This window comes from Pseudomonas sp. NY15356, from assembly GCF_048068175.1.
Lineage (GTDB): Bacteria > Pseudomonadota > Gammaproteobacteria > Pseudomonadales > Pseudomonadaceae > Aquipseudomonas > Aquipseudomonas putida_K.
Map to the genome: position 1 here is coordinate 64,895 of NZ_JBLUPW010000024.1, position 22,703 is coordinate 87,597.

Consider the following 22,703-nt stretch of genomic DNA (forward strand, 5'->3'; position numbering starts at 1 on the left):
GTTCGACACGGCGGCGGGTCGAGTGCGCCAGAACCTTCACAAGCCCTTTGCGACCGCCCGTAGCTGTTGTCGAAACCATTGGCGCAGCGGGTCGGCATGGGTGCGTTCATGCCAGATCTGCGTCACTTCGACACGGGGCATTGCCAGCGGTAACGGGTAGATCGTCAGCGTCGGATCCTGCTGGATGGCGTGTTCGGCGATCGAACGCAGGCACGTCAACAGAAGGTCGCTCCCGCTCACCAGGCGCGGCGGCGCCAGAAAACTGGAAAGCCCGGCGACCACCCGCCTGTTGTGGCCCAGGGTGCGCAAGGCGCGGTCCACCAGGCCATCGAGGTCGCCGGTAAGGGTGGTGAGCACATGCTCACAGGTCAGGAAGGCCTTCAGGTCCAGCCCTTCGACCAGATGTGGATTGCCCTTCGCTGCCAGTACCACGAAGTCATCGCTGAGCAATGCCTGCTGATGGAAGGTGTCGGGCAGGTCGGTGAAAAAACCGGCGATGGCCAGGTCGCAGGTGCCTTTTTCCAAGGCTTCTCGGGGCAGTTGGCCCCGGGTGTTGTGGGTCACCAGCGTGAGGTTCGGTGCCTGGCTGCGCAGCATCGGTAGCAGGCGTGGCAGCAGGGTCAATTCCATGTAGTCGGTGCTGTACAGGTGGATGCGGGCCGGTCGCAGGAGAAAGTCCATGCCATCGCTGCGCTCGTAGAACATTTCCAATTGCTCGACCAGCCGCTGCACGTGCGGCGCCAGCTCATGGGCACGAGGTGTGGGGGTGAGACCCCGGGGTGCCCGGACGAACAGCGGGTCGCCGAACTGATGGCGCAGCTTGTTCAGCTTGTGGCTCAGGGCCGGCTGGCTGAGGGCCATGCGTGCCGCAGCCAGGGACGCGTTGCGCTCCTGGTAGAGCACTTGGAAGACGAGCAAGAGGTTGAGGTCTTTGTTGGCGATATTCATATTTTGGATCGAAGAAATAAGTGCTTTCGAATTATCGAATCATAGCGCGGCGGGCTAGCATGGCCCCACTTTTCGATACCGTCCCCTTTTCGCCTGAGCAGGAGCTCGACCATGAACAAGACAACGACCGTAGCACTGGCCATTGCCGGTGCATTGCTGGCGGGAAACGCCACTGCCGCGAGCAAAGGCGAGGTGCTGGTACTGCTTTCGAGCGAAAACCAGCTACCACTCAAGGACGGCAAGCACTACCCGACCGGTTACTACCTCAACGAGTTCGGCGTACCTGCGGACCAGCTACTCAAAGCGGGCTACACGCTCGTGCTGGTAACGCCCAAGGGCAATGCGCCGAGTGTCGATGAACGCTCGATCGACCCGCAGTACTTCGGCGGCGAAGTCGCCGAGATGCAGCGCATCCATCAACTGGTGCAAGGCCTGCCGGGCATCGATGACACCTTGTCGGTGAAAGAGGTGCTCGACGGCGACCTGGACCGCTATGTCGGCCTGTTCATTCCCGGTGGCCATGCACCCTTGATCGACCTGGCCAACAACCCGGACGTAGGGGTCTTGCTACGGCATTTCCACCAGGCCGGCAAACCCACGGCCGCCATCTGCCATGGCCCGATCACACTTCTATCGGCTCAGCGTGACCCGGTCGGCTACCGCACCGCCCTGGCCCGTAGCGAGGCACCCGCCGCCCGTGACTGGGTTTATCAAGGCTATCGCATGACCATTTTCTCCGACCCGGAGGAGCAGGTATTCGAAGGGTCGCTGAAGGATCGACGCCTGCAGTTCTACCCGGCCAAGGCCATGGCGGCGGCAGGTGGCCAGATGGCGTACGCCGAGGCCTGGAAGCCCTACGTGGTGGTCGACCGTGAGCTTATCACCGGGCAGAACCCGTTCTCCGACAAGGCGTTGGCCAAGGCGTTGATCGAGCAACTGGAGCGCAAACAACACTAGGGTCTGCGAAGGCCTGAGAGAGGCCGGCAATGCTCGTCTACACTTAAAGCCCGGGCCTCGCCAAGGCCCTTATCATCCTATCCATCCGACCACCGCCCCCCGGACCGGACGTCGCCGACGGTGGCCTTCTTGCAGAGGAGGGCAGGTCATGGACGAGGCACGGCTTCATGAATTCATGGGCAAGCTGGTGGGCGACATGGGCGCCGCGGCGAGCCTGGCCAATGTCATCCTGGGGGACGAACTGGGCCTGTACCGGGCCATGGCCGACAGCCAGCCGGTCACACCCGATGTATTGGCGCAGCGCACCGGCTGTCATCCGCGGTTGTTGCGCGAATGGCTGAGCGCTCAGGTCGCGGCGGGCTACATGGTCCACCAGGACGGTGCGTTCAGCCTGCCCGAGGAGCAGGCCATGGCCTTGGCCATCGAGGAGTCCCCGGCCTACATGGCGGGCGGCGCAGCGGTGGTGGCGGCCCTGTTCCACGACAAGGACAAGCTGGTGGCGGCCATGCGCGGCGATGGCGGCCTGGCCTGGGGCGACCATCATCCATGCATGTTCAGCGGCACCGAGCGGTTCTTCCGCCCGGGTTACCGCACGTTTCTGGTGGCCGACTGGCTACCGGCGCTCGAGGGCGTCACCGCCAAGTTGGAGGCGGGGGCCAAGGTGGCGGATGTCGGTTGCGGCCATGGTGCCTCGACCATCGTCATGGCCCAGGCGTTTCCTGCCTCGCGCTTCGTCGGCTACGACTACCATGGACCTTCGATCGTCATTGCCGGTCAACGCGCTGAACAGGCCGGCGTGGCCAGCCAGGTGCGTTTCGTGCAGGCGTCGGCCAAGGACTATCCGGGGCATGACCATGACCTGGTGTGCTTCTTCGACTGCCTGCACGACATGGGCGATCCGGTGGGCGCGGCGCGACACGCCTACCAGGCGCTCAAGGACGACGGCACGGTGATGTTGGTCGAGCCCTATGCCGAGGACTCGCTGGAGGGCAACCTCAACCCGGTGGGCCGGTTGTTCTATGCGGCCTCGACGTTCATCTGCACGCCGAATTCGTTGTCCCAGGAGGTAGGGCTGGGCCTGGGGGCGCAGGCCGGGGAGTCGCGCTTGCGGGCGGTGTTCGAGGAGGCGGGGTTCAGCCGGTTCCGGCGCGCGACGCAAACGCCGTTCAACCTGATCCTGGAGGCGCGCAAGTAGCAGGATCCGTGGTGCTCATGATTGGCGAGCGCCGCCCTCTGTGGGAGCGGGATAACAGGATCTGCGAATAAACCGGACCTGAAAGCAGAAGGGGCGCCATCTGGCGCCCCTTCCGTTTGCTGCTTAGGCTTGCGCGTCCCAGGGACGGTCGCCTTTTTCGTCTTTCACGCGGGTCGGCAGGCCCATGACGTCCAGCGCCTTGAGGAACGGCTCGGCCGGCAGTTCCTCGACGTTGACCATGCGCTTGGCATCCCACTCGCCACGGGCGACCAGCAGGGCCGCGGCCACCGGCGGTACGCCGGCAGTGTAGGAAATGCCCTGGCTGTCGGTCTCGGCGAAGGCTTCTTCGTGGTCGGCCACGTTGTAGATGAACACTTCGCGCGGTTGGCCATCCTTGGTGCCTTTGACCAGGTCACCGATGCAGGTCTTGCCGGTGTAGCCCGGAGCCAGCGAGGACGGGTCGGGCAGGACGGCCTTGACGACCTTCAGTGGTACCACTTCCAGGCCTTCGGCGGTCTTGACCGGCTGCTCGGAGAGCAGGCCCAGGTTCTTCAGCACGGTGAACACATTGATGTAGTGCTCGCCGAAGCTCATCCAGAAGCGGATGTTCGGCACGTCGAGGTTCTTCGACAGCGAATGCACTTCGTCGTGGCCGGTCAGGTAGAGGTTCTGCGAGCCCACGACTGGCAGGTCGTCGGTGCGCTTGACCTCGAACATTTTGTTGCTGGTCCATTGGCTGTTCTGCCAGCTCCAGACTTGCCCGGTGAATTCGCGGAAGTTGATTTCCGGGTCGAAGTTGGTGGCGAAATACTTGCCATGGGAGCCGGCATTGACGTCGAGGATGTCGATCGAGTCAATGCGGTCGAAATACTGTTGTTGCGCAAGCTTGGCGTAGCTGTTCACCACACCCGGGTCGAAACCGACGCCGAGAATGGCGGTAATGTTCTTCTGTTGGCACTCTTCGAGGTGTTTCCACTCGTAGTTGCCGTACCAGGGCGGCGTTTCGCAGATCTTGCCTGGTTCTTCGTGGATCGCGGTGTCCAGATAGGCGGCACCGGTGTCGATGCAGGCACGCAGCACCGACATGTTGAGGAAGGCGGAGCCAACGTTGATCACGATCTGCGATTCGGTCTCGCGGATCAGTGCCTTGGTCGCCTCGACATCGAGGGCATTGAGCGCAAAGGCTTGGATGTCGGCGGGTACCTTCAGGCTACCCTTGGCCTTGACGCTGTCGATGATGGCCTGGCATTTGGAGATGTTCCGTGACGCAATGGCAATACGACCGAGCTCGTCGTTATGCTGCGCACACTTGTGGGCCACCACCTTGGCGACACCTCCTGCACCAATGATAAGAACGTTCTTCTTCAATTTACCTGTTGCTCCTTACTTAAAGGGCCTGCCTCAGGACAGGCTGGAAACGTAGTCTTCGAAACCGAATTCGCGCACCACCTCGACGCTGCCGTCGAGCTGCTTGACCACGATGGCCGGCATCTTCAGACCGTTGAACCAGTTTTTCTTGACCATGGTATAGCCTGCCGCATCGACGAACGACAGTCGGTCACCGATGGCCAGCGGCTTGTCGAACTGGTATTCGCCGAAGATATCGCCAGCCAGGCACGACTTGCCGCAGACCATGTAAGTGTGCTCGCCATCGTTGGGTGCCATCTTGGCGTTCAGGCGGTAGATCAGCAGGTCGAGCATGTGCGCTTCGATGGAACTGTCCACCACGGCCAGGTGCTTACCGTTGTACAGGGTGTCGAGTACGGTGACTTCCAGCGAGGCGCTCTGGGTGATCGCCGCTTCGCCTGGCTCCAGGTACACCTGCACGCCGTACTTTTCGGAGAAGGCCTTCAGGCGTGCGCAGAACGCATCCAGGGCATAGTCTTCGCCGGTGAAGTGGATGCCGCCACCCAGGCTGACCCACTCGACCTTGTGCAGCAGGTGGCCGAAGCGCTCCTCGATGTGCGAGAGCATCTTGTCGAACAGGCCGAAATCGCCGTTCTCGCAGTTGTTGTGGAACATGAAGCCGGAGATCTGTTCGATCACCTTCTCGATCTTCTCAGGGTCCCATTCGCCCAGACGGCTGAACGGGCGCGCAGGGTCGGCCAGCAGGTAGTCGGAGCTGCTCACCTGCGGGTTGACACGCAGGCCGCGGACCTTGCCTTCGGACTGCTCGGCGAAGCGCTGCAGCTGGCCGATGGAGTTGAAGATGATCTTGTCGCAGTTCTCGAGCATCTCCTCGATTTCATCGTCGGCCCAGGCCACGCTGTAGGCGTGGGTCTCGCCGGCGAACTTCTGGCGACCGAGCTTGAGCTCGTAGAGCGAGGACGACGTGGTGCCATCCATGTATTGCTGCATCAGGTCGAACACCGACCAGGTGGCGAAGCACTTGAGTGCCAGCAGGGCCTTGGCCCCGGACTGTTTGCGCACGTAGGCAATCTTCTGCATGTTGCCCAGCAGCTTCTGTTTGTCGATGAGGTAGTACGGCGTCTTGATCATTTAAAGGCCCCCGGCCAGGCCGGCCAAAAAAAGGACACGCATTGTGCCTTCACTTGGCCTATATCGAAAGGGTGGAAGGCGCATTTCGTCCGACTTGCCAACGCATTTATCCGCCCTGTGCCAGCCGTTCGGCGTGGGCACCCTTCGAGCAGCGCTCCTCGTCCGGCGCCAAGCCCATTTGAACAGCGCAATGTGACCATTGCGATATTCGCCAAACTGGCCAGGGCATCCGTGCCGACAGGTTCCTGGGTCTAATGGGTACTGTGCTTCTGACGGTTCAGGGGGCGCGCCTGGACGGTGCCTGGGCGGTGTGCTGAGAACTGCCTCTGTGCCCGCGACCGTCGGTCGAGGCAATGGACCCCACGGCATCGCGCGAGCTCGAACATGAGGCAATCCAATCGATCAGGAGAGTTTCCATGAGCAAGCACCGCGACGCTGGCCATGGCTTCGCCGACGATCCACAGAAAGTCAGCGAGGCTGGCCGCAAGGGCAGCACCAAGCAGGATGTGAAGACCGATCGAGCCGAGAAGGCCCGGGTCGGAGGCCAGCACAGCCACGGGGGTACCCCGCGGCGTGGCGAGGGCTGACAGACCGGAACACCGCCCCAGTACCGCACGGCTTGTGAGGGCAGCGCGGGCCTGGTGGGGATGCAATGTTCTTGAGTTGCTTGCTCCGGCTATCGCCGCTCCGCCGGCTCCCACAGGCTCTGAAAATAACGCAGCACAGGTGGGAGCCGGCTTGCCGGAGATGAAGCGTGCAGTGCGGCCCTGTGTTTCGATCAACCCAGCGGCGGTGTACGCGGCGGTACCCTGCGCCGCGAACCGGTGGACTCGAACGCAGCGCCGAAGCGCAGCAGGTCGTTGTCGCTGTAGGCGCGACCGGCGAAGGTCAGGCCGACCGGCATGCCGATATCCGCCATGATGCCCATGGGCACGGTCACGGTCGGCACGCCCAGGTGACGAATGGCCAGGTTGCCGTTGGCGACCCAGATACCGTTGCTCCAGGCGATGTCCGCCGAGGCGGGGTTGACATCGGCATCGGCCGGGCCCACGTCGGCGACGGTGGGGAACAGCACTGCATCGAGGCCAAGGTTGTCCATCCAGTCCTCGAGGTCGAGCTTGCGGGTCTTCTCCAGGCCGCGCAGCCCATCGGGCAGGGTTTCGATCTGGTCCCAGGTCTTCAGGCCGCGCTTGGCCATGTTGACGTACTCGTCCATGCCCGCCGCCAGGTCGTCTTCGCGGTTGGGCAGGGTGCCCGGGTCGTGGGGGAAGATCTGTGGGCCATCGACATCGGCCAGGCGGTTGAGCTTCGGGTCATCGTTGGCGCGCAGGAAGTCATCGAAGGCCCAGCCAGACAACTCCCACAGCTCATCATGCAGGAATTCCTTGGAAACGATACCGCGGTTGTACACGGTTGGGGCGCCAGGGCGGTCACCCTCGCAGTTGGACACCAGCGGGAAGTCCACCTCGACCACTTCGGCGCCCGCCGCCTCGAGGGCCCGGCGGGCCTGCTGCCACAGGTCGATGACGCTGGCCCGGGTGTGGATGCGCTGGCCGGTGGGGCCGCCGATACCGGGTTTTTCCGAGGTGCCGGCCTCGGGGTCGGCGTTGATGTACATCTTGGGTACGCCGAAACGCTTGCCTTTGAGTGCGTTGGCATCAACTGCCAGGTCCAGGTAGGAAGCAGGGCGTACGGTCGAGGCAGCCGGGATCGGTACCCAGGGTTGCAGGCGCCACAGGTCGCCACGCTTGTCGGCATCGTCGGTCACGACCACGTCGAGGATTTCCAGCAGGTCGGCCATTGTACGGGCATAGGGCACCACGACGTCCATGGTCGGAGTCAACGGCCAGTTGCCGCGCACCGAGATCACGCCGCGCGAAGGGGTATAAGCGCACAGGCCGTTGTTCGATGCCGGGCCGCGCCCGCTGGACCAGGTTTCCTCGGCCAGGCCGAAGGCCGCGTAGCTGGCCGCGGTGGCAGTGCCGGCACCGTTGGACGAGCCGGAGGCGAACGGTGCGGTCAGGTAGGCAGCGTTGTACGGGCTTTCGGCGCGGCCGTAGACGCCACGCTGCATGCCGCCGTTGGCCATTGGCGGCATGTTGGTCTTGCCCAGGCAGATGGCCCCGGCGGCGCGCAGGCGCTCGATGGTGAAGGCGTCACGCTGGGCGACCAGGTCCTTGAATGCCGGGCTGCCGGATGCGGCAGTCAGGCCTTTGACCAGGTAGCTGTCCTTGGCGGTGTAGGGGATGCCGTCCAGCGGGCCGAGGGTCTTGCCCTGTGCCCGGCGGGCGTCGGAGGCTTCGGCCTCCTTGAGTGCGTCAGGGTTGCGCACCACCACGGCGTTCAGGGCAGTGGCGGTGTCGGCTCCGTCATAGGCGTCGATGCGGGCCAGGTAGGCCTTGACCAGCTCGACCGCCGTCGTGCGGCCGGTCTCGAGCGCATCGCGCAGCTCGGCAATGGAAACCTCGGTTACCTCGATCATGCTGTCACCAGTTGTGCAGGTGGAAACTCGTGGCGCGAGTGTAGCAAGAAGCCCAGGCCCGGCGCAGGCATGCACCGTGGCAATGGTTATTTGCATGGCGGCAGTGTCGGCGCCGGAGAAGTGTGCGTTGGTGCATGTGGGGCGGGTAGTGTCGGGGCCGCAGAGCGGCCCTTGTGCACTCAGCCCAGGTCCGCTGCCGAATGCCGCTCCGGCACCTGACTGGCCTCGTCACCCCAGGTCCGATTGACCCGGGTGCCACGTTGTACCGCCGGTCGTTGGCCGATCGCCTCGGCCCAGCGCAGCACATGCCGGTACTCATGCACCGCCAGGAACTCTGCCGCGCCATACAGGTTGCCGAGCACCAGCTGGCCGTACCAGGGCCACACGGCGATATCGGCGATGCTGTATTCAGCCCCTCCCAGGTAGGTGCTTTCGGCCAGGCGACGGTCGAGCACATCGAGCTGGCGCTTGGCTTCCATGGTGAAGCGGTTGATGGCGTATTCGAACTTTTCCGGCGCGTACACATAGAAATGGCCAAAGCCGCCGCCCAGGTAGGGCGCCGAACCCATCTGCCAGAACAGCCAGTTCAGGCACTCGGTACGCGCAGCGCCGGCACTGGGCAGGAAGGCACCGAACTTCTCGGCCAGGTACAGCAGGATCGAGCCGGACTCGAACACCCTCACCGGCGGCTCGACGCTGCGGTCGAGCAGGGCGGGGATCTTGGAGTTGGGGTTGACCTGGACGAAGCCGCTGGAAAACTGGTCGCCCTCGCCGATGCGAATCAGCCAGGCGTCATACTCGGCCCCGGCGTGCCCGAGGGCCAGCAGCTCTTCGAGCAGGATGTTCACCTTGACGCCGTTGGGTGTGGCCAGGGAGTAAAGTTGCAACGGCTGCTTGCCCACCGGCAGCGCCTGGTCGTGGGTCGGGCCGGCGACCGGGCGGTTGATGCTGGCGAACTGGCCGCCGGATGGCGCTTCGTGGGTCCAGACCTTGGGTGGAACGTAGGGCTTGCTCATGCGCGGGATCTCCTGAAGGCTCGAAGCGGTCACGTAGAACGTGGACCTGCATCTATGCCATGGGTTCGGCGCGAAGGGCAAATGCTGTGTGTGGCGGAGCCTGCGATGGGCCGCAAAGCGGCCCCTTGAGTCTGGAGGGCTCCACCGTTTGAGGGCTTGGGGCTGCTTTGCAGCCCATCGCAGGCCGTCGCCAGTTCCTACCGATATTGCGCCGCTCTCAAGACTTGCGAAATCTCTGTGGGCGCCACACGGATCGGCTCGTCAAGGCGCTCAGGCAACCGGGATCAGCGGGTCCGCCGCTGCCAACGCACTGGCTCGATCCGCGGCCGGCGGGTAGATCCATACGGAGTTGATCTGCGCCTTGAGCTGCTTCGCCTCGGCCTTGTCTGTCGGTGGCGAGACCCTGCGCTCCCACCCCTCGGTGTACACCGCCCCCCAGGCGCCGAGGTCCAGGCAGGTGACGTACTTGGGCTGGCTATAGGTCATCGGCGCCACACCGATCAGCTCGGCGGCGGCGTTGTTGCCTGCGTAGCGCCCCAAGGGGATGGCGTGCTGGCAGGACATCACCGCATGGTTGCCGACTTCGTCGCAGGCGGCGAAGGCCACGTCGCCGGCTGCGTACACCGCATCGTTGCCCTTGACCTTGAGGTTGCCGTCCACATGCAGGCGGCCCTGATGGTCGCGCTCGCCATGGATCTGCGCGGTGAGCGGGTTGGCCTTGAAGCCCACGGTCCAGATCACGGTTTTGGCGGCGATGCGCTGGCCGTTGTCCAGCACCACACCCTCGCCATCCACCGACGCGACGGTAGCGCCGCAGATCCACTCCACGCCCAATGCCTGGGAGGCCTGTTCGATCGCAGGTCGGATGCCTTCGCCCAATGCTGCGCCGACCCTCGCGCCGCGGTCGACCACCACGATACGCAGGCCTGCCTGCGGCCCAAGGATCGCCCGCAGGCGTCCGGGCAGTTCGGTGGCCGTCTCGATGCCGGTGAAGCCGCCACCGGCCACCACCACGGTGTTGCGTGCGGGGCTCTCGGGCAGGGCGGCCAGCGACTTGAGGTGTTCCTCCAGGCGCACAGCCGACTCGATCTTGTCCACGTCGAAGGCATGCTCGAAGCCTGCGAGGTCAGGGCGGTTGAGCTGGCTGCCACAGGCCATGATCAGGCGGTCGTAGCCAAGGTGTGCCTCGCGCCCGGATGGTTCGCGGTAGGCCACGCTGCGCGAGGCCTCGTCGATCCGGTAGGCGGTCCCCTTGACGAAGCGCACATCGACCGCATCGAACAAGGCTTGCAGTGGCGCGGCCATGTTATGGACATCGGGCTCGTAGAAGCGCGGGCGGATATGCAGCTCGGCCTGGGGCGCGAGTACGGTGATCTGGACGTCGTCGCGGTCGTGCAGGTCTAGCTGGCGCGCCGCGCCCAGGGCGCTCCACAGGCCGGCGAAGCCTGCGCCTATGATCAGGATCTGTTTCATCGTTGTGCTCCTGGCGATTGCAAGGGAAGGCCTGGCGCCCATCGTCTTGGCGCCTTGGAAACAACGATGCTAAGCGCAGCGGGTGGCCGGCCCTAGGCCAAAGATCCCTGGATTTCGGCCAAGGGCACGCTACGGGCGAAGCGCGCACGGTAGTCGCGCGGCGTCACCGCCAGGTGGCGCTGGAAGGCCAGGCGCATGCGCTCCTCCGAGCCGAAGCCGCACTGGCGGGCGATCTGCTCGACCTGCTGGGCGGTGTTCTCCAGCAGGCGGCGCGCTGCCTCCAGGCGAAACACTTCGATGGCCTTGGCCGGGGTGCGGCCGGTCTTGTGCTTGTACACCCGGGTGAAGTTGCGCAGGCTCATGCGTGCCTGTTCGGCCAGGCGTTCGACGGTCAGCTGCGGGTCGCCCAGATGGTCGTTGAGCCACAGGTGCAAGGCTTCGAAGGCGCCATTGTCCTCGCCTTGGGCCTTGAGCAGTTCGCTGAACTGGGCCTGACCGCCGGGGCGCTTGAGAAAGACCACCAGTTCCCGCGCCACCTGCATGGCCACCTCGCGGCCACAGTCGAGTTCCACCAGGGCCAGGGCCAGGTCGATGCCGGCGCTGACGCCTGCCGAGGTCCAGACCTGGCCCTGTTGCACGAAGATCGACTCAGCGTCCACCTCGACCTCGGGGAAGCGCCGGCGCAGGGCCTCGCACATGGCCCAGTGGGTGGCTGCGCGGCGGCCGTCGAGCAACCCCGCGGCGGCCAGCAGAAAGGTGCCGCTGCACACCGAAGCGGTGCGTTGGGCGCGCGCGGCAGCCAGGCGCAGCCAGCCGACCAGCTCGGCATGTTCAGGCAGGGTACGGACGATTTCCGGCGCTCCGGGCACCACCAGGGTGTCGATCGTGCTGTGCAACAAAGGCTCCAGCAGCTCGGTGCCCACCGCCAGGCCTTCGGCGGTGGCGACCAGGCTGCCATCGAGGCTGGCGGTATGCATTTCATAACCGGGCAGGCCTCGCTCGGCACGTGCCTTGCCTGCGGCCCAGAACACGGTTTGCGCACCCGTGAGGTCAAGCAGGCCCATTTGCGGGTAGGCGAGAAATACCACCCGGTGAGGGCGGTCCACCGAGGGCGGCAAGGCGTCGGGCACAGTGGCGGGATGGGTCATGGTGCACATCGCAAGGGGGACGAATGTGCCCATGTTACACAGCATGAAGCGGCGAAGGCAGCTCCTCTGGAAAAACGCACAACGCTTTGATTTTGCGGGGTCTTTGCAGGAGCGGGCTTGTCCCGCGATCAAGGGCGAAGCCCTTGCCATACAACCGCGGTGGCAGGGCCGGCCAATCGCGACGCAAGGCCGTACACACAGAGGTCGGAGTGGCCCTGCGTCGCGATGGGCTGCGAAGCAGCCCCACCAGGGTCAGTTATCGGTCAGCGGCTGGTCCTGGGAAAGCAGGGCCTTGGCGAGTTCCTCGTCGCTGACCTGCAGGCCTGGGTTGGCCTTGCGGGCCTGTTCCAGTGCCGACTCTACATAGGCACCCCGGATGGCGCCACCGCTGGCGATGAAGGCAGACAGTTCATCCCGTGCGGGAATGATCCGTTTGTCGTCCTTGAAGGTTGAGTACAGCGAGGCGGAGATCCCCGCCGACGTGGCGACATCGCCCGCATCCACACGGGCCAGGGCTGCGCCTGCAGGCAGCAGGAGCAACAGCGAAGGGACGAGCAGTAAGTGGCGCATGGCGAGACCTCCAGATGAAGCCCAAGGGATTTACCGCATGTTGTTAAGAGCGGCGAAGGTGTCTGGGAGTTCCGTGGGCCGACTGCAGCCGCCCCCGCCGCATCATGGGTGAACCTGTTGTTTTCATCATTGGCGCACCGCCGGTGGCCGCGCCAATACAACGGCCGGGACGGATCAGGAAAGGGGTTGTCCAGGTTGTCCAGGCCTGTGCGGCTTGTCTAGCTCGCAGCCCTGCGAGTTCATCGCCCGGGCGTACCTGCATAAGATTTTTCGTATCGATAACCCTCACCAATGCGGCATCACCCTGCACCTAGGTGGCGCTGATCACCCTGGGTGCCAACGCCCGATGCTTCTTCCATTTCCTCACCTTCCCAGGGCAACCGGGAGGGCCGACACGGAGTCAGATCATGTCCGATACACCTGCCGCTCCCTTAGGGACGAGCCGTGAACCCCTGTTCACCCCACCCGCGCTGCCCAAGGGGGGCGGTACCGTTTCCGCAGGTGGCGGGATGTTGTCCGTCGGCAACGCCGATGGTGCGGCGGGTTGGTCCCTGCCGTTGCCACTGCCTATCGGGCGTGAACTGTCACCGCAGCTGACGCTGGGCTACAGCTCCAGCGGGGGCAACGATGCCTTTGGTGCCGGCTGGAGTTGCTCGCCACCCGCCGTGTTCCGCATGAGCCGTTTCGGTATCCCTCGTTACAACGAAGACGACCGCCTGGCGGGGCCGGACGGCGAAGAAATCCTGCGCGCCAAGGGCGCGCCGCGGGTTGAGGCGACCCTGCCGTTTTCTGCTAAAACGGCGCCACACATCGTGACCAACTGGGTATCGCGCAGTGGTGGGCGGGATGAGCGCCTGGAGCATTGGCGCGCGCAGGCGGCTCCCGAGTCCCCCGGCTTCTGGCTCAACTACCACGCCGATGGCAGCATCACGCTGTTCGGCTGGTCGGCCAGCGCCCGCTTGAGCGACCCGCACGATCCGGCGCGGGTGGCCGGCTGGTACGCCGAGGAAACCGTGAGCGCCAAAGGCGAGCATGTGGTGTACACCTACCGCGGTGAAGATGCCGTCGGCTGCAACGAAGACGAGCGAATTGCCCACCCGAAGGTCGCGAGTCAGTACCTCACGGGCGTCTATGCCATGAACGCCACGCCTGCGTCCGCGCTGCTGGTGCCGGAGCAGGCCTTTCGTGCCGACGATTTCATGCGCGTGATGCTACTGGACTATGGCGAACGCGGCACCGACCTGGACACGCCGCCGCCATTCGCAAGCACGGCGCAATGGCCGGTGCGTGAGGATTGCCTTTCGTTCTGGCGTTGGGGGTTCAATAACCGGATCCGCCGTCTGTGCCACGACGTACTGCTGTGGCATCGCACACGGATGATGGCTGGGGAAAGCGACCCGACCCCCACGTTGGTTTCCCGACTGCACCTGAGCTATGAACCGTCCGCCATAGCGACCCTGCTGGTGGCGGCCCGGCAGGTCGCCTACGAGCCCGACGGCACGCCGCTGGCGCTGCCACCGGTGGAGTTCGAACTGAGCCGCCCAGGGCGCGAGGCGCCGCAATGGGAGGCACTGCCGGAGCTCGATGGCTTCAGCCCGCCCCATTGGCAGATGGCCGACTTGTACGGGGAAGGGGTGCCCGGGCTGTTGTATCAGGACGGCGGCGCCTGGCGATACCGGGCACCGGAGCGCAAGGGGGAACCCACTACCGATACGGTGACCTGGGGAGAGCCGCAGGTATTGCCCTTGACCCCTTCGTTGGCCGGCGGATCGCTGACCGACCTGAACGGCGATGGCCGCCCCGAATGGCTGGTCACCCAGCCTGGGCTGCAAGGCAGCTTCACCCTGTCGCCCGACGGCCACTGGGGCAGCTTCATCGCGCTGCAGGCCATGCCCACGGAGCTGCTGCACCCCTCTGCGCAACTGGCCGACCTGACCGGGGGCGGCTTGCAGGATGTGGTCATGATCGGGCCGCGGAGTGTGCGCCTGTGGGCCAGCGCCGCGAGTGCGGGCTGGCGCGCAGGGAGCGAAACAGGCTATGACGGGGATACGCCGTTGCCCATGCAAGGCGGCGAGCACCGCCTGGTGGCATTCGCCGACCCGGCAGGCAGTGGCCAGCAGCATCTGCTGGAGATCACCGGCCAGGGCGTGACCTATTGGCCATCCCTCGGCCACGGCCGGTTCGGTGAGCCGGTGCGTGTGCCAGGCTTCGCAGTGAACGATTTCGTCGCGTCGCGGGTATTCCTGGGGGACACCGACGGTAGCGGCACCACTGACATCCTCTATGTAACACCAGACCGTATCCGTGTATTCATCAGTGAGTCGGGCAATCGCTTCGTGGAAGGGCCGTCCGTGCCGGCACCGGCAGGCGTCATCCTCGACGACACCTGCCTGCTGCAGGTGACCGACCTGCGTGGCCAGGGTACGGCCGAGCTGGTGCTGACCGTGCCGCATATGGCACCGCGCACCTGGACGTATCGGTTCAACGACAGCCGGCCGTGGCTGCTTGCCGAAGTGTGCACCAATACCGGGAGCCGCACCCTGTTCCACTACCGCAGTTCGGCCCAGGGCTGGCTGGATGAGAAGGCGGCGCTCAAGGCCCAGGGCAAACCTGCGGTCTGCCGCCTGCCGTTCCCTGTGCACATCCTCAGCCGGGTCACGGCGATCGATGACATTAGCGGTTTGCGTACCGTCAGCGGCATGCGATACCTGCAGGGTATCTGGGATGGTGTCGAGCGCGAGTTCCGTGGTTTTGCCCGGTTGATCCAGACCGACACCCTGAGCGATGCCCAAGGTACCGGCGTGCAGCGCTCGCCGGCCGCACAGGTGCATAGCTGGTTCTTGAGCGGCATCGAAGCGTATGACGGCGTCCAGGAAGGCGCTTTTGCAGGGCAAGGCTCGGTGGAGGGCGACTTTACGCTCAACCCATTGCGTATCACCCGTCTGGATGCCGGTGGCCAGGATGAGCCTGTCGAGCTTGAAGGCGAGGTACGTCGTTGGTTGCTGCGAGCCCTGAAGGGCAGGCCGGTGCGCACCGAAACCTATGGCCTCGATGGCAGCGCATTGGCCTCGCAGCCTTACAGTATCACCCGCCAGCGCTGGCAGGTGCGTATGTACGAGACCGCGGATGCCGGCAGGCCTGCGGCGCTGGTCACGCCGGTGGAAACCCTGACCTTCGCTACCGAGCGCATCGTGCAGGACCCGGTGGTCTCCCAGTCGGTCGTGCTCGAACAGGACCGCTACGGCAATGTGGTGCGTGCCGTGGAGGTGCGTTACCCGCGCAGGCCTGCGCCCACGCCGTCGCCCTATCCGGATACCCTCCCTGAAGGCCTGGAACTGGCTGCGCGCGCCCCTCAGCAGCAGCCCGCCTGGCTGACCTTGACGCGCAACCGGCTGCACAACCTCGACGCCGGCCATAGCCATGTGGTCGGCCTGGTGGAATCGACCCGCACGGATGTCCTGCAACTGACGCCAAGCCAGGTACCGCAGGGCGGTTTCAGCATCGAAAGCCTGTCGTCGGCAGGGGGGCCTCTCGATGACCTGGGCAACGCCACGCTGGCGAGCCATGTCCGTACCCAGTGGTGTGACGAGGCGGGCAACCCCAGCGTTGTACCGATACGCCAGGCCCTGGCTGCCTATACCGAAACCGCCATGCTGGACGAAGCCTGTGTGGAGGTGTTCAAGAGCCTGATGTCGGACGAGGCGTTGGTGCGGATGTTGGAACAAGCCGGTTATCACGCCGTTGCGCTGCCTGAGGATGGCCTGCGTGTGCACACCGGCCGCCATGGCCTGGCCCGTTATCTCGGCGCCGCCGGTTTCTATCGGCTGGCTGGCGTACGGGAAAGCGAGCTGGTGGGAGAAACGCTGATCGAGTGGACCCCCCACGCCTTGCAGGTGGCGAAGGTGACCGACGCAGCCGGCCTGCAGACCGCCTTGCGCTACGACTGGCGCTTCTTGACACCGACATCGCTGACCGACCCGAACGACAACGTACGGGAAGTGGTCGTCGATGCCCTGGGCCGGGTATCGCAGACGCGTTTCCATGGCACCGAGCAAGGCATCATGACCGGCTATTGCAGTGGGCGCGCTTTTGTGGTGCCGGAAACGGTCGAAGGCATGCTTGCGCTCAAGGGCGGCGATGTGCCCGTGGCGACTGCCCATCGCGTGGTGGCCGATAGCTGGATGCCGCTGGCGCGCGACCGGCAGGGCCATCCCTTGGCCTCCCGCATCGGGGAGCTTGCGCTGCGACGCTTGGCAAGGGCGTACAAGCTCGGGCAGGTGGACCTGGCCAAGGGGCGCGTGCCCCCGCACATCTGCAGCCTGCAGACCGATCGCTACGACGGAGATCCGCAGCAGCAGGTGCGCCTGAACGTCACCTACAGCGACGGCAGCGGCAACCTGTTGCAGACCGCCGTCCTGCACCCGCCAGGTGATGCCCTGGTGCGCACGCCCGAGGGCGGGCTCGAGGCGGGCACCGACGGCAAGGCTGTGACCAGGCACGCTTTGGTGCGCTGGGCCGTGACTGGCAAGACCGAATACGACAACAAAGGGCAACCCGTTCGCACCTGGCTGCCGTTCTACCTCGATGACTGGCGCCCGGTCTACGACGACAGCGCCCACGAGGGCGTTTATGCCGACACCCACCTGTATGACGCCCTGGGGCGTGTGTACAGGGTGATCACCGCGGCGGGTTGGGAGCGGCGCACGCAGTTCTATCCGTGGTTCACGGTGGCCGAGGATGAAAACGACACCGCCCATGATGTACTGCGAGAGCGAGAAGCATGATGAATGAGAACCAAGAAACCCCTTTTTTCACACCACCATCCCTGCCCAAGGGCGGTGGCACCCTTGGCGGCAGCTCTGGGGCGTTGTCGGTGGGCGGGCCGGACGGTGGTGCCAGTTGGCACATTCCACTGCCCGTGTCGGCAGCGCCGGCCCGTGGCCTGGCGCCCGAACTGGCGCTGGCCTACAGCAACGGTGGCGGCAATGGTGTGTACGGGATGGGCTGGCAGCTTTCGCTACCGGCCATCCGGCTGCGTACGCAACACGGTGTTCCCCGTTACGATGGCACCGACCGCCTGAACGGGCCCCGTGGCGATGAACTGCTGCGTGCCCAGGAGGCCGTGCGTACCGAAACGCGCCTTCCCTTTGCCGATACCGACAGTGGTACCTACACCGTTACTCGTTATCTGGACCGCTTCTCGGGCTTGAATTCGCGTATCGAATGTTGGCAGGAGGTTGGTACGGACGGCGCGGTGAGCCGCACGTTCTGGATCGACTTCACGCCCGACGGCGGCCTGGCCCTGTACGGTTGGTCGGCCGATGCCAGGCTGGCCGACCCACAGGACCCCTCGCGTGTGGCCGAGTGGCATATCGAGGAGACAGTAACGGCACGAGGCGAGCACATTCTTTGGCGTTGGCGTCAGGAAGACAACGAGCAATGCTCGGCACAGGAGCTTGCCGACCATCCGCACGTGGCCGGCCTGTACCCCGATACCCTGTACTGGATGAACCGCACGCCGGCGCTGCATTTCCTGCGGCCTGGCATGGGCCCGGGCGATGCTTGGGAAAACGAATGGCTGGCGTTGCTGGTGTTCGACTATGGCGAGCGCGGTACATCGACTGACCAGCCGCCGCCGCTGGTCACCACGTCGGCCTGGCCCGCCCGGGAAGATGCGCTGTCGCTGCGCCGCTACGGCTTCGAGGTCCGCACCCGCCGGCTGTGTCACGACATCCTGCTTTGGCACCGCACGGCGATGATGGCCGATGACGCCTCCCAGGATGCGACGGCGCAGCTGGTATCGCGCCTTCACCTTAGCTATGCATCGTCCACGTTGCTCACCCAACTGTGCGCCGCCCAGATACTGGCATACGAGGCCGATGGCACGGTGGTATCCATGCCGCCGGTGGAGTTCGCTTTGTCCGAGCCTCCTGAGGAATTACCCGATGCGACGCACTGGCAACACGTGCCTGCGCTGGACGGCTTCAACCACTCGTCCTGGCAAATGGCCGACCTCTACGGCGAGGGTATCCCAGGGTTGCTTTACCAGGATGATGGTGCCTGGTGGTACCGGGCGCCGGTTCGGGATGGCGAAGGCGCTGCGTCCAAGATGGCGCCCGGCTATGCCGGGCTTTTCGACGCTCCCCTCGACGACCGGGTGACCTGGGCTGCGGCGACCCCCTTGCATCGGCTGCCCTTTGGCGGCAGGGCACAATTGACCGACCTAGAGGGCAATGGCCAACCCGAGCTGATAATAGCGGTGCACGGGATGCGGGGCAGTTTCACCTTGCAACCGAACGGGCGCTGGGGTGGTTTCAAGCCTTTCGCACGTTTTCCGGCAGAGTTCGATCACCCGGCAGCGCTGCAGGCCGACCTGACCGGCACGGGCTTGACCGACCTGGTGATGATCGGCCCTGCCAGTGTGCGCCTGTGGCCCTCCGCCGGGCCGAAGGGGTGGGAACCTGACAGGACCGTAGCCCACCCAGGCCGTTCATTGCCTCACCCGAGTGGCGATGGTACCCGTATGGTCGCGATCAGTGACATCACCGGGGGAGGGCTTTCGGACCTGGTGGAAATCACCGCCGACGGCGTCACCGCCTGGCCATCGCTTGGGCATGGCCGTTTCGGCAACCCGCTGTCGTTGCCAGGCTTTTCGTTGCAGTTGCTCAGGGCCAAGGACGGCAGTGCCCTGGCCTTCGACCCTGAACGGATCTACCTCGCCGATACGGATGGCACAGGCGTTGCGGACCTGCTGGTGATCGGCCAAAAAGGTATCCATGTGTTCGCCAACCAGAGCGGTAATGCGCTTCGCTACAAAGGCGTGATCCCACCGCCTGCCGGTGTCACGCCGGATGCCACCTGGCGCTTGCAGGTGGCAGACGTGCAAGGCCTGGGGATGGGCAGCCTGGTGTTGACGGTCCCGCACATGAAGCCGCGCAGCTGGGTGCTGAATTTCAGTGCCACGCGTCCCTGGCTGCTGACCACAGTCGTCGACAATATCGGTGGCCGTACCGAACTGGCGTATCGTAGCTCGGCCCAGGGCTGGCTGGATGAAAAGGCGGCTTTGCAGGCGAGCGGGCAAGCCGCCGTCAGTTGTCTCCCGTTTCCGGTGCACACGGTTCGCACGGTCACCCAGATCAATGAAATCACTGGGCTGACGCTGGGCAGCGAAACCCGTTACCTGGGGGGCGTATGGGATGGCAGCGAGCGTGAATTCGCGGGCTTTCGCTGTGTCGTGCAGACCGATCGCAACAGCCGTAGCGAGGCCAATGCCGCGGCCCGTGCTGTTGTGGAGTCCCCTCCCGTGCGCACCTGCACCTGGTTCTATACCGGCAACGAGGCGGTCGACAGCAAGCCTTTGGAGCACGCTCGGGAAGACATCGACAAGGCCTTCAACAAAGGCCAGATCCGCTTCACCGCCTGGCAAGAGGGTTCGGACAAGCCCGAGGAGCCCGGGGCGAATGCCGAGCGGCGACGGAAACTGTATCGGGCCGTGCGTGGCCAGGTGATGCGCACCGAGGTGTACGGCGAGGACGATCACCCGGCAGCGGCGACCCCCTACAGCATCTCCAGGCAGCGCCTGCAGGTCCGCGCCTGCGACAGCCTCGGCCGGGATGGCAAGCCCGACCGCAACAATCCGGTTACCCAGGTGACTGTGCTGGAAACCTTGTCGCTGGCCTGCGAGCGCATCGCGGTCGATCCTCTGGTGACCCAGAACATAGTATTGCAGCTGGATGCCTATGGGGTGCCGCTCGATAGCGTGAGCATCAGCTACCCACGGCAATTGACGCCCGCCCAGGTCGAGGCCGAAGAACGCGCACGTGACATCTATCCCAAGACCCTGCCTGGCGGCGTGATCAAGGAAACCGCTGACACTCAGCAATACGATTGCTGGGTCACGCTGACCCGCAACCGTGTACACCACCTGACGGCAGGCCACGACTTTGTCGTGGGGCTCGGGCAGGACGCTCGCTCCGATCTGGTCTGGTGGGGCACCACCCACCCGGACGGTAATCCCGAGGCGCGCAAGAACCGCCCACTCCCTGAGGGAGGTTTCACTGCCGACAATCTGGCGATGGCTGATCTGTTGGCAGAGCCTGGTTCCCTGGTGTTTTCCGGCTATACGAAAACCCAATGGCGCGGGATCGCTGGCAACGAACAACTGGACATACCCACGCGCCAGGGCCTGGTCGCCTGGACCGAAACCGCCTTGTTGGATGAGATATCCCTGCAGGTACTACGGCCGAACTTCGACCAGACCTTGGCAGATCTGGTCGATGCCTGCCTGAACGATACCGGCGGCGTGATCGACCCGGCGGTATTGCGCCGCTTGCGTGAACGTGTTCAGGCGCACATGACGCCGGACGTGTTCTTTGAGCTCTTCATGGCATTCGCCGTGCATCAGGAGCAGGTATCGGCAGGGGGCGGCAGCCTGTACCAGGCGGCCCTGCAAGCCATGCAAGAGGCACTGAAGGGCCAAAGCAGTGGGCGGCGATCCATCGAGACCGACGCCCTGTGGGCAGCCTTGGGTACCCACGGCGCTAGCGGCGGCGTCCCACGAACTCAACTGTGTTCGGCGGTGCAGGCCTATGCTGACCAACACCCTGGTGATGATGAGGCCCTTGCAGCGCTGAAACAGGCGCTCATCGACCCCGCCATCACGCCAGATCTACTGTATTGGCAGGTAGTGTCCGCCGCACTGGCCGAGGGCCAGGAGCATCACCAAGCCTTGGCCACCCTAAGGGACACCCTTGGCCAACCTGTGCAGTCAGAAAGCCTGGCAGCCCTGCTTCAACGCGGTGGCTACAAGCCTCTGGCCGTACCGTTCGAACCGCAGGTCAAGGACGTCTGGGGCGGTTTGCAGAACATCACCGCGTACCACGACCAGTCGATGTTCTGGGTCGCCAAGGGCGTACGTGAAAATGAACAGGTTCCCCAGATTGCCTTGACGTATTCACCGCACCTTCTGTCGGTCGTTGGCGCGACCGATGGCTCGAGCTTCACGTCCCAGGTGACGGCCCTGGATTGGCGCTTCCTGAGCCCTGTGCAGGTCACGGACGCCAACGGTAATACCAGCGAAGCCACCCTGGATGCACTGGGGCGCGTACAGCACACCCGTTTTCATGGCAGCGAAACCCCGGCCGGGGCGAGCGAAGCGGTCAGCGTTGGCTATTCGACGTCCCGTGACAAACCGTTCACGCCGCCCGCCACCGTGGAGCAGGCCCTGGCGTTGAATACTGCCAAGGGAGTACCGGTTCATGAAGCCTTCACCACCGTCATCGACAGCTGGATGCCCCTGGCGGTCACGGCCGACGGCCAGCTCACAGGGCAACGCTGCGGCAGCCTGGCCCGGGCCCGGCAGGATGCGTGCCTGAGACGGGATGCGATCACCGCACCGGACGTCATGGCCGCACGGACGCCTCCCCATGTCATTCGAGTCCAGACCGATCGTTACGACGACGATCCCCAGCAACAAGTACGTGTGCAAGTGATCATGCACGGTGGTGGGCAGGTACTGCAGACAGCCATGCTGAACGCGCCGGGCGAAGCGTTCGTGCGCACTGCCGAGGGCGCCTTGGAAACCGGTGCCGATGGTAAGCCCATCGTCAAGCACGCGGCGATCCGCTGGGCCGTGACCGGCCGGGCCGAGTACGACAACAAGGGCAACACGGTACGGGCGTGGCACGCCTATTATCTCGATGACTGGCGTCTGGTCAGCGGGGACGGTATCTATGCCGATACGCACTTCTACGATGCGTTGGGGCGCGAGTTCAAGGTGATGACGGCGGCTGGGTACGAGCGTCGGGCGCAGGCCTTCCCGTGGTTCACGGTAGCGGAAGATGAAAACGATACCGCGGCAGAGGTGTTGGCGCGTCAGGCAACAGGAGAGGTGCCATGAACCAGGCGAATGGAACCGTCGCCATGCATGCAGCCACTCCGGCGGTGGCTGCGCCCTTTCGGGCCTTGGCCTTTTTACGCACCCCCTCGGCCCCCGAGGCACCGGCGCGCCTGTTGGTCAGCCGCACGGTAGTCCACCCGTTCAGCCGCACCACGCGGCTGTTCGGTGCCCGCGCCTTGAACAATACCGCCACCGGCAATGCCGATGCGGTCACCGTTTCAGGGTTGGCTGGCCAACCGCTGTGCCTGCATACCGCTGATGGCGACGCGGCCTTCACGCTGCCCGACGTGGCAGGCCGGCCTTTGTGGGCGCGCAATGCCCAGGGCACCGTGTCCACGGCTGCCTACGAGGCGGCCAATGCCGGCGGCCGGCCATTGTCGTTGACCGAAACAGCGCTTGGCGCGCCGGCTGGGCGCGTGCGTGAGCAGTACACGTATGCGCCGTTGGCCGAGGCGAAATGGCAGGCGCGGAACCTGGCCGGGAGCCAGGTGGAACTGCGCAACAATGCCGGTATCAG

The 22,703-nt window shown here is 64.8% G+C and carries 14 protein-coding genes; 6 read left to right on the forward strand and 8 right to left on the reverse strand.

Annotated elements, in window-relative coordinates:
• Positions 1-36: 36 nt before the first annotated feature.
• Positions 37-948, reverse strand: coding sequence for a LysR family transcriptional regulator (locus ACNFCI_RS18255; RefSeq protein WP_084857983.1), 912 nt, complete (start codon positions 946-948; stop codon positions 37-39).
• A gap of 111 nt (positions 949-1,059) precedes the next feature.
• Between ACNFCI_RS18255 and ACNFCI_RS18260 the strand changes: the two genes are divergently transcribed.
• Positions 1,060-1,905: a type 1 glutamine amidotransferase domain-containing protein gene (locus ACNFCI_RS18260; RefSeq protein WP_084857984.1), complete on the forward strand. Its 846-nt coding sequence runs from the start codon at positions 1,060-1,062 to the stop codon at positions 1,903-1,905.
• 148 nt (positions 1,906-2,053) lie between these two features.
• On the forward strand, positions 2,054-3,100 hold the full coding sequence (locus ACNFCI_RS18265; protein ID WP_368829773.1) for a class I SAM-dependent methyltransferase: 1,047 nt from the start codon (positions 2,054-2,056) through the stop codon (positions 3,098-3,100).
• A gap of 123 nt (positions 3,101-3,223) precedes the next feature.
• On the opposite strand, the gene ACNFCI_RS18270 is transcribed toward ACNFCI_RS18265, so the two are convergent.
• Both ACNFCI_RS18270 and nspC read right to left on the reverse strand, forming a co-directional pair.
• Positions 3,224-4,468, reverse strand: a complete 1,245-nt coding sequence (locus tag ACNFCI_RS18270) for a saccharopine dehydrogenase family protein (RefSeq protein ID WP_084857986.1) — start codon at positions 4,466-4,468, stop codon at positions 3,224-3,226.
• Between the two features lie 33 nt (positions 4,469-4,501).
• Complete coding sequence (nspC, locus tag ACNFCI_RS18275; RefSeq protein WP_368829774.1) at positions 4,502-5,599, reverse strand: carboxynorspermidine decarboxylase; 1,098 nt, start codon at positions 5,597-5,599, stop codon at positions 4,502-4,504.
• Between the two features lie 416 nt (positions 5,600-6,015).
• Here nspC and ACNFCI_RS18280 point away from each other — a divergent pair, with 416 nt between their 5' ends.
• Positions 6,016-6,186, forward strand: coding sequence for a KGG domain-containing protein (locus tag ACNFCI_RS18280; RefSeq protein WP_084857988.1), 171 nt, complete (start codon positions 6,016-6,018; stop codon positions 6,184-6,186).
• A gap of 191 nt (positions 6,187-6,377) precedes the next feature.
• Here ACNFCI_RS18280 and ACNFCI_RS18285 read toward each other — a convergent pair whose 3' ends face one another.
• The 5 genes from ACNFCI_RS18285 to ACNFCI_RS18305 all read right to left on the reverse strand — a co-directional run bounded on the left by ACNFCI_RS18285 (position 6,378) and on the right by ACNFCI_RS18305 (position 12,288).
• Entirely contained in the window at positions 6,378-8,081 is a 1,704-nt protein-coding gene (locus ACNFCI_RS18285) for an amidase (protein WP_368829775.1), read from the reverse strand.
• 179 nt (positions 8,082-8,260) lie between these two features.
• Positions 8,261-9,097, reverse strand: a complete 837-nt coding sequence (gene yghU, locus ACNFCI_RS18290) for a glutathione-dependent disulfide-bond oxidoreductase (protein WP_368829776.1) — start codon at positions 9,095-9,097, stop codon at positions 8,261-8,263.
• Between the two features lie 270 nt (positions 9,098-9,367).
• Positions 9,368-10,570, reverse strand: a complete 1,203-nt coding sequence (locus ACNFCI_RS18295) for an NAD(P)/FAD-dependent oxidoreductase (protein WP_084857991.1) — start codon at positions 10,568-10,570, stop codon at positions 9,368-9,370.
• Between the two features lie 92 nt (positions 10,571-10,662).
• Positions 10,663-11,718: a GlxA family transcriptional regulator gene (locus ACNFCI_RS18300; protein WP_416768093.1), complete on the reverse strand. Its 1,056-nt coding sequence runs from the start codon at positions 11,716-11,718 to the stop codon at positions 10,663-10,665.
• 252 nt (positions 11,719-11,970) lie between these two features.
• Positions 11,971-12,288 (reverse strand): DUF2388 domain-containing protein, encoded by a 318-nt coding sequence (locus tag ACNFCI_RS18305; protein ID WP_084857992.1) that lies wholly within the window; start codon positions 12,286-12,288, stop codon positions 11,971-11,973.
• Positions 12,289-12,695: 407 nt separating this feature from the next.
• Here ACNFCI_RS18305 and ACNFCI_RS18310 point away from each other — a divergent pair, with 407 nt between their 5' ends.
• The 3 genes from ACNFCI_RS18310 to ACNFCI_RS18320 all read left to right on the forward strand — a co-directional run.
• A complete protein-coding gene (locus ACNFCI_RS18310) occupies positions 12,696-17,072 on the forward strand; it encodes a SpvB/TcaC N-terminal domain-containing protein (protein ID WP_368829777.1) in 4,377 nt (1,458 codons plus the stop codon).
• Entirely contained in the window at positions 17,072-22,186 is a 5,115-nt protein-coding gene (locus ACNFCI_RS18315; protein ID WP_368829778.1) for a SpvB/TcaC N-terminal domain-containing protein, read from the forward strand. Before ACNFCI_RS18310 ends, ACNFCI_RS18315 begins: the two co-directional genes overlap by 1 nt.
• On the forward strand, positions 22,183-22,703 hold a 521-nt coding region (locus ACNFCI_RS18320; protein ID WP_416768094.1), incomplete at its 3' end, for a hypothetical protein. The genes ACNFCI_RS18315 and ACNFCI_RS18320, both read left to right, overlap by 4 nt.

Coding starts and splice junctions, on each gene's coding strand:
- ACNFCI_RS18255 (WP_084857983.1), bottom strand. CDS start 948: ATGAATATCGCCAACAAAGACCTCAACCTCTTGCTCGTCTTCCAAGTG.
- ACNFCI_RS18260 (WP_084857984.1), top strand. CDS start 1,060: ATGAACAAGACAACGACCGTAGCACTGGCCATTGCCGGTGCATTGCTG.
- ACNFCI_RS18265 (WP_368829773.1), top strand. CDS start 2,054: ATGGACGAGGCACGGCTTCATGAATTCATGGGCAAGCTGGTGGGCGAC.
- nspC (WP_368829774.1), bottom strand. CDS start 5,599: ATGATCAAGACGCCGTACTACCTCATCGACAAACAGAAGCTGCTGGGC.
- ACNFCI_RS18280 (WP_084857988.1), top strand. CDS start 6,016: ATGAGCAAGCACCGCGACGCTGGCCATGGCTTCGCCGACGATCCACAG.
- ACNFCI_RS18285 (WP_368829775.1), bottom strand. CDS start 8,081: ATGATCGAGGTAACCGAGGTTTCCATTGCCGAGCTGCGCGATGCGCTC.
- yghU (WP_368829776.1), bottom strand. CDS start 9,097: ATGAGCAAGCCCTACGTTCCACCCAAGGTCTGGACCCACGAAGCGCCA.
- ACNFCI_RS18295 (WP_084857991.1), bottom strand. CDS start 10,570: ATGAAACAGATCCTGATCATAGGCGCAGGCTTCGCCGGCCTGTGGAGC.
- ACNFCI_RS18300 (WP_416768093.1), bottom strand. CDS start 11,718: ATGACCCATCCCGCCACTGTGCCCGACGCCTTGCCGCCCTCGGTGGAC.
- ACNFCI_RS18305 (WP_084857992.1), bottom strand. CDS start 12,288: ATGCGCCACTTACTGCTCGTCCCTTCGCTGTTGCTCCTGCTGCCTGCA.
- ACNFCI_RS18310 (WP_368829777.1), top strand. CDS start 12,696: ATGTCCGATACACCTGCCGCTCCCTTAGGGACGAGCCGTGAACCCCTG.
- ACNFCI_RS18315 (WP_368829778.1), top strand. CDS start 17,072: ATGAATGAGAACCAAGAAACCCCTTTTTTCACACCACCATCCCTGCCC.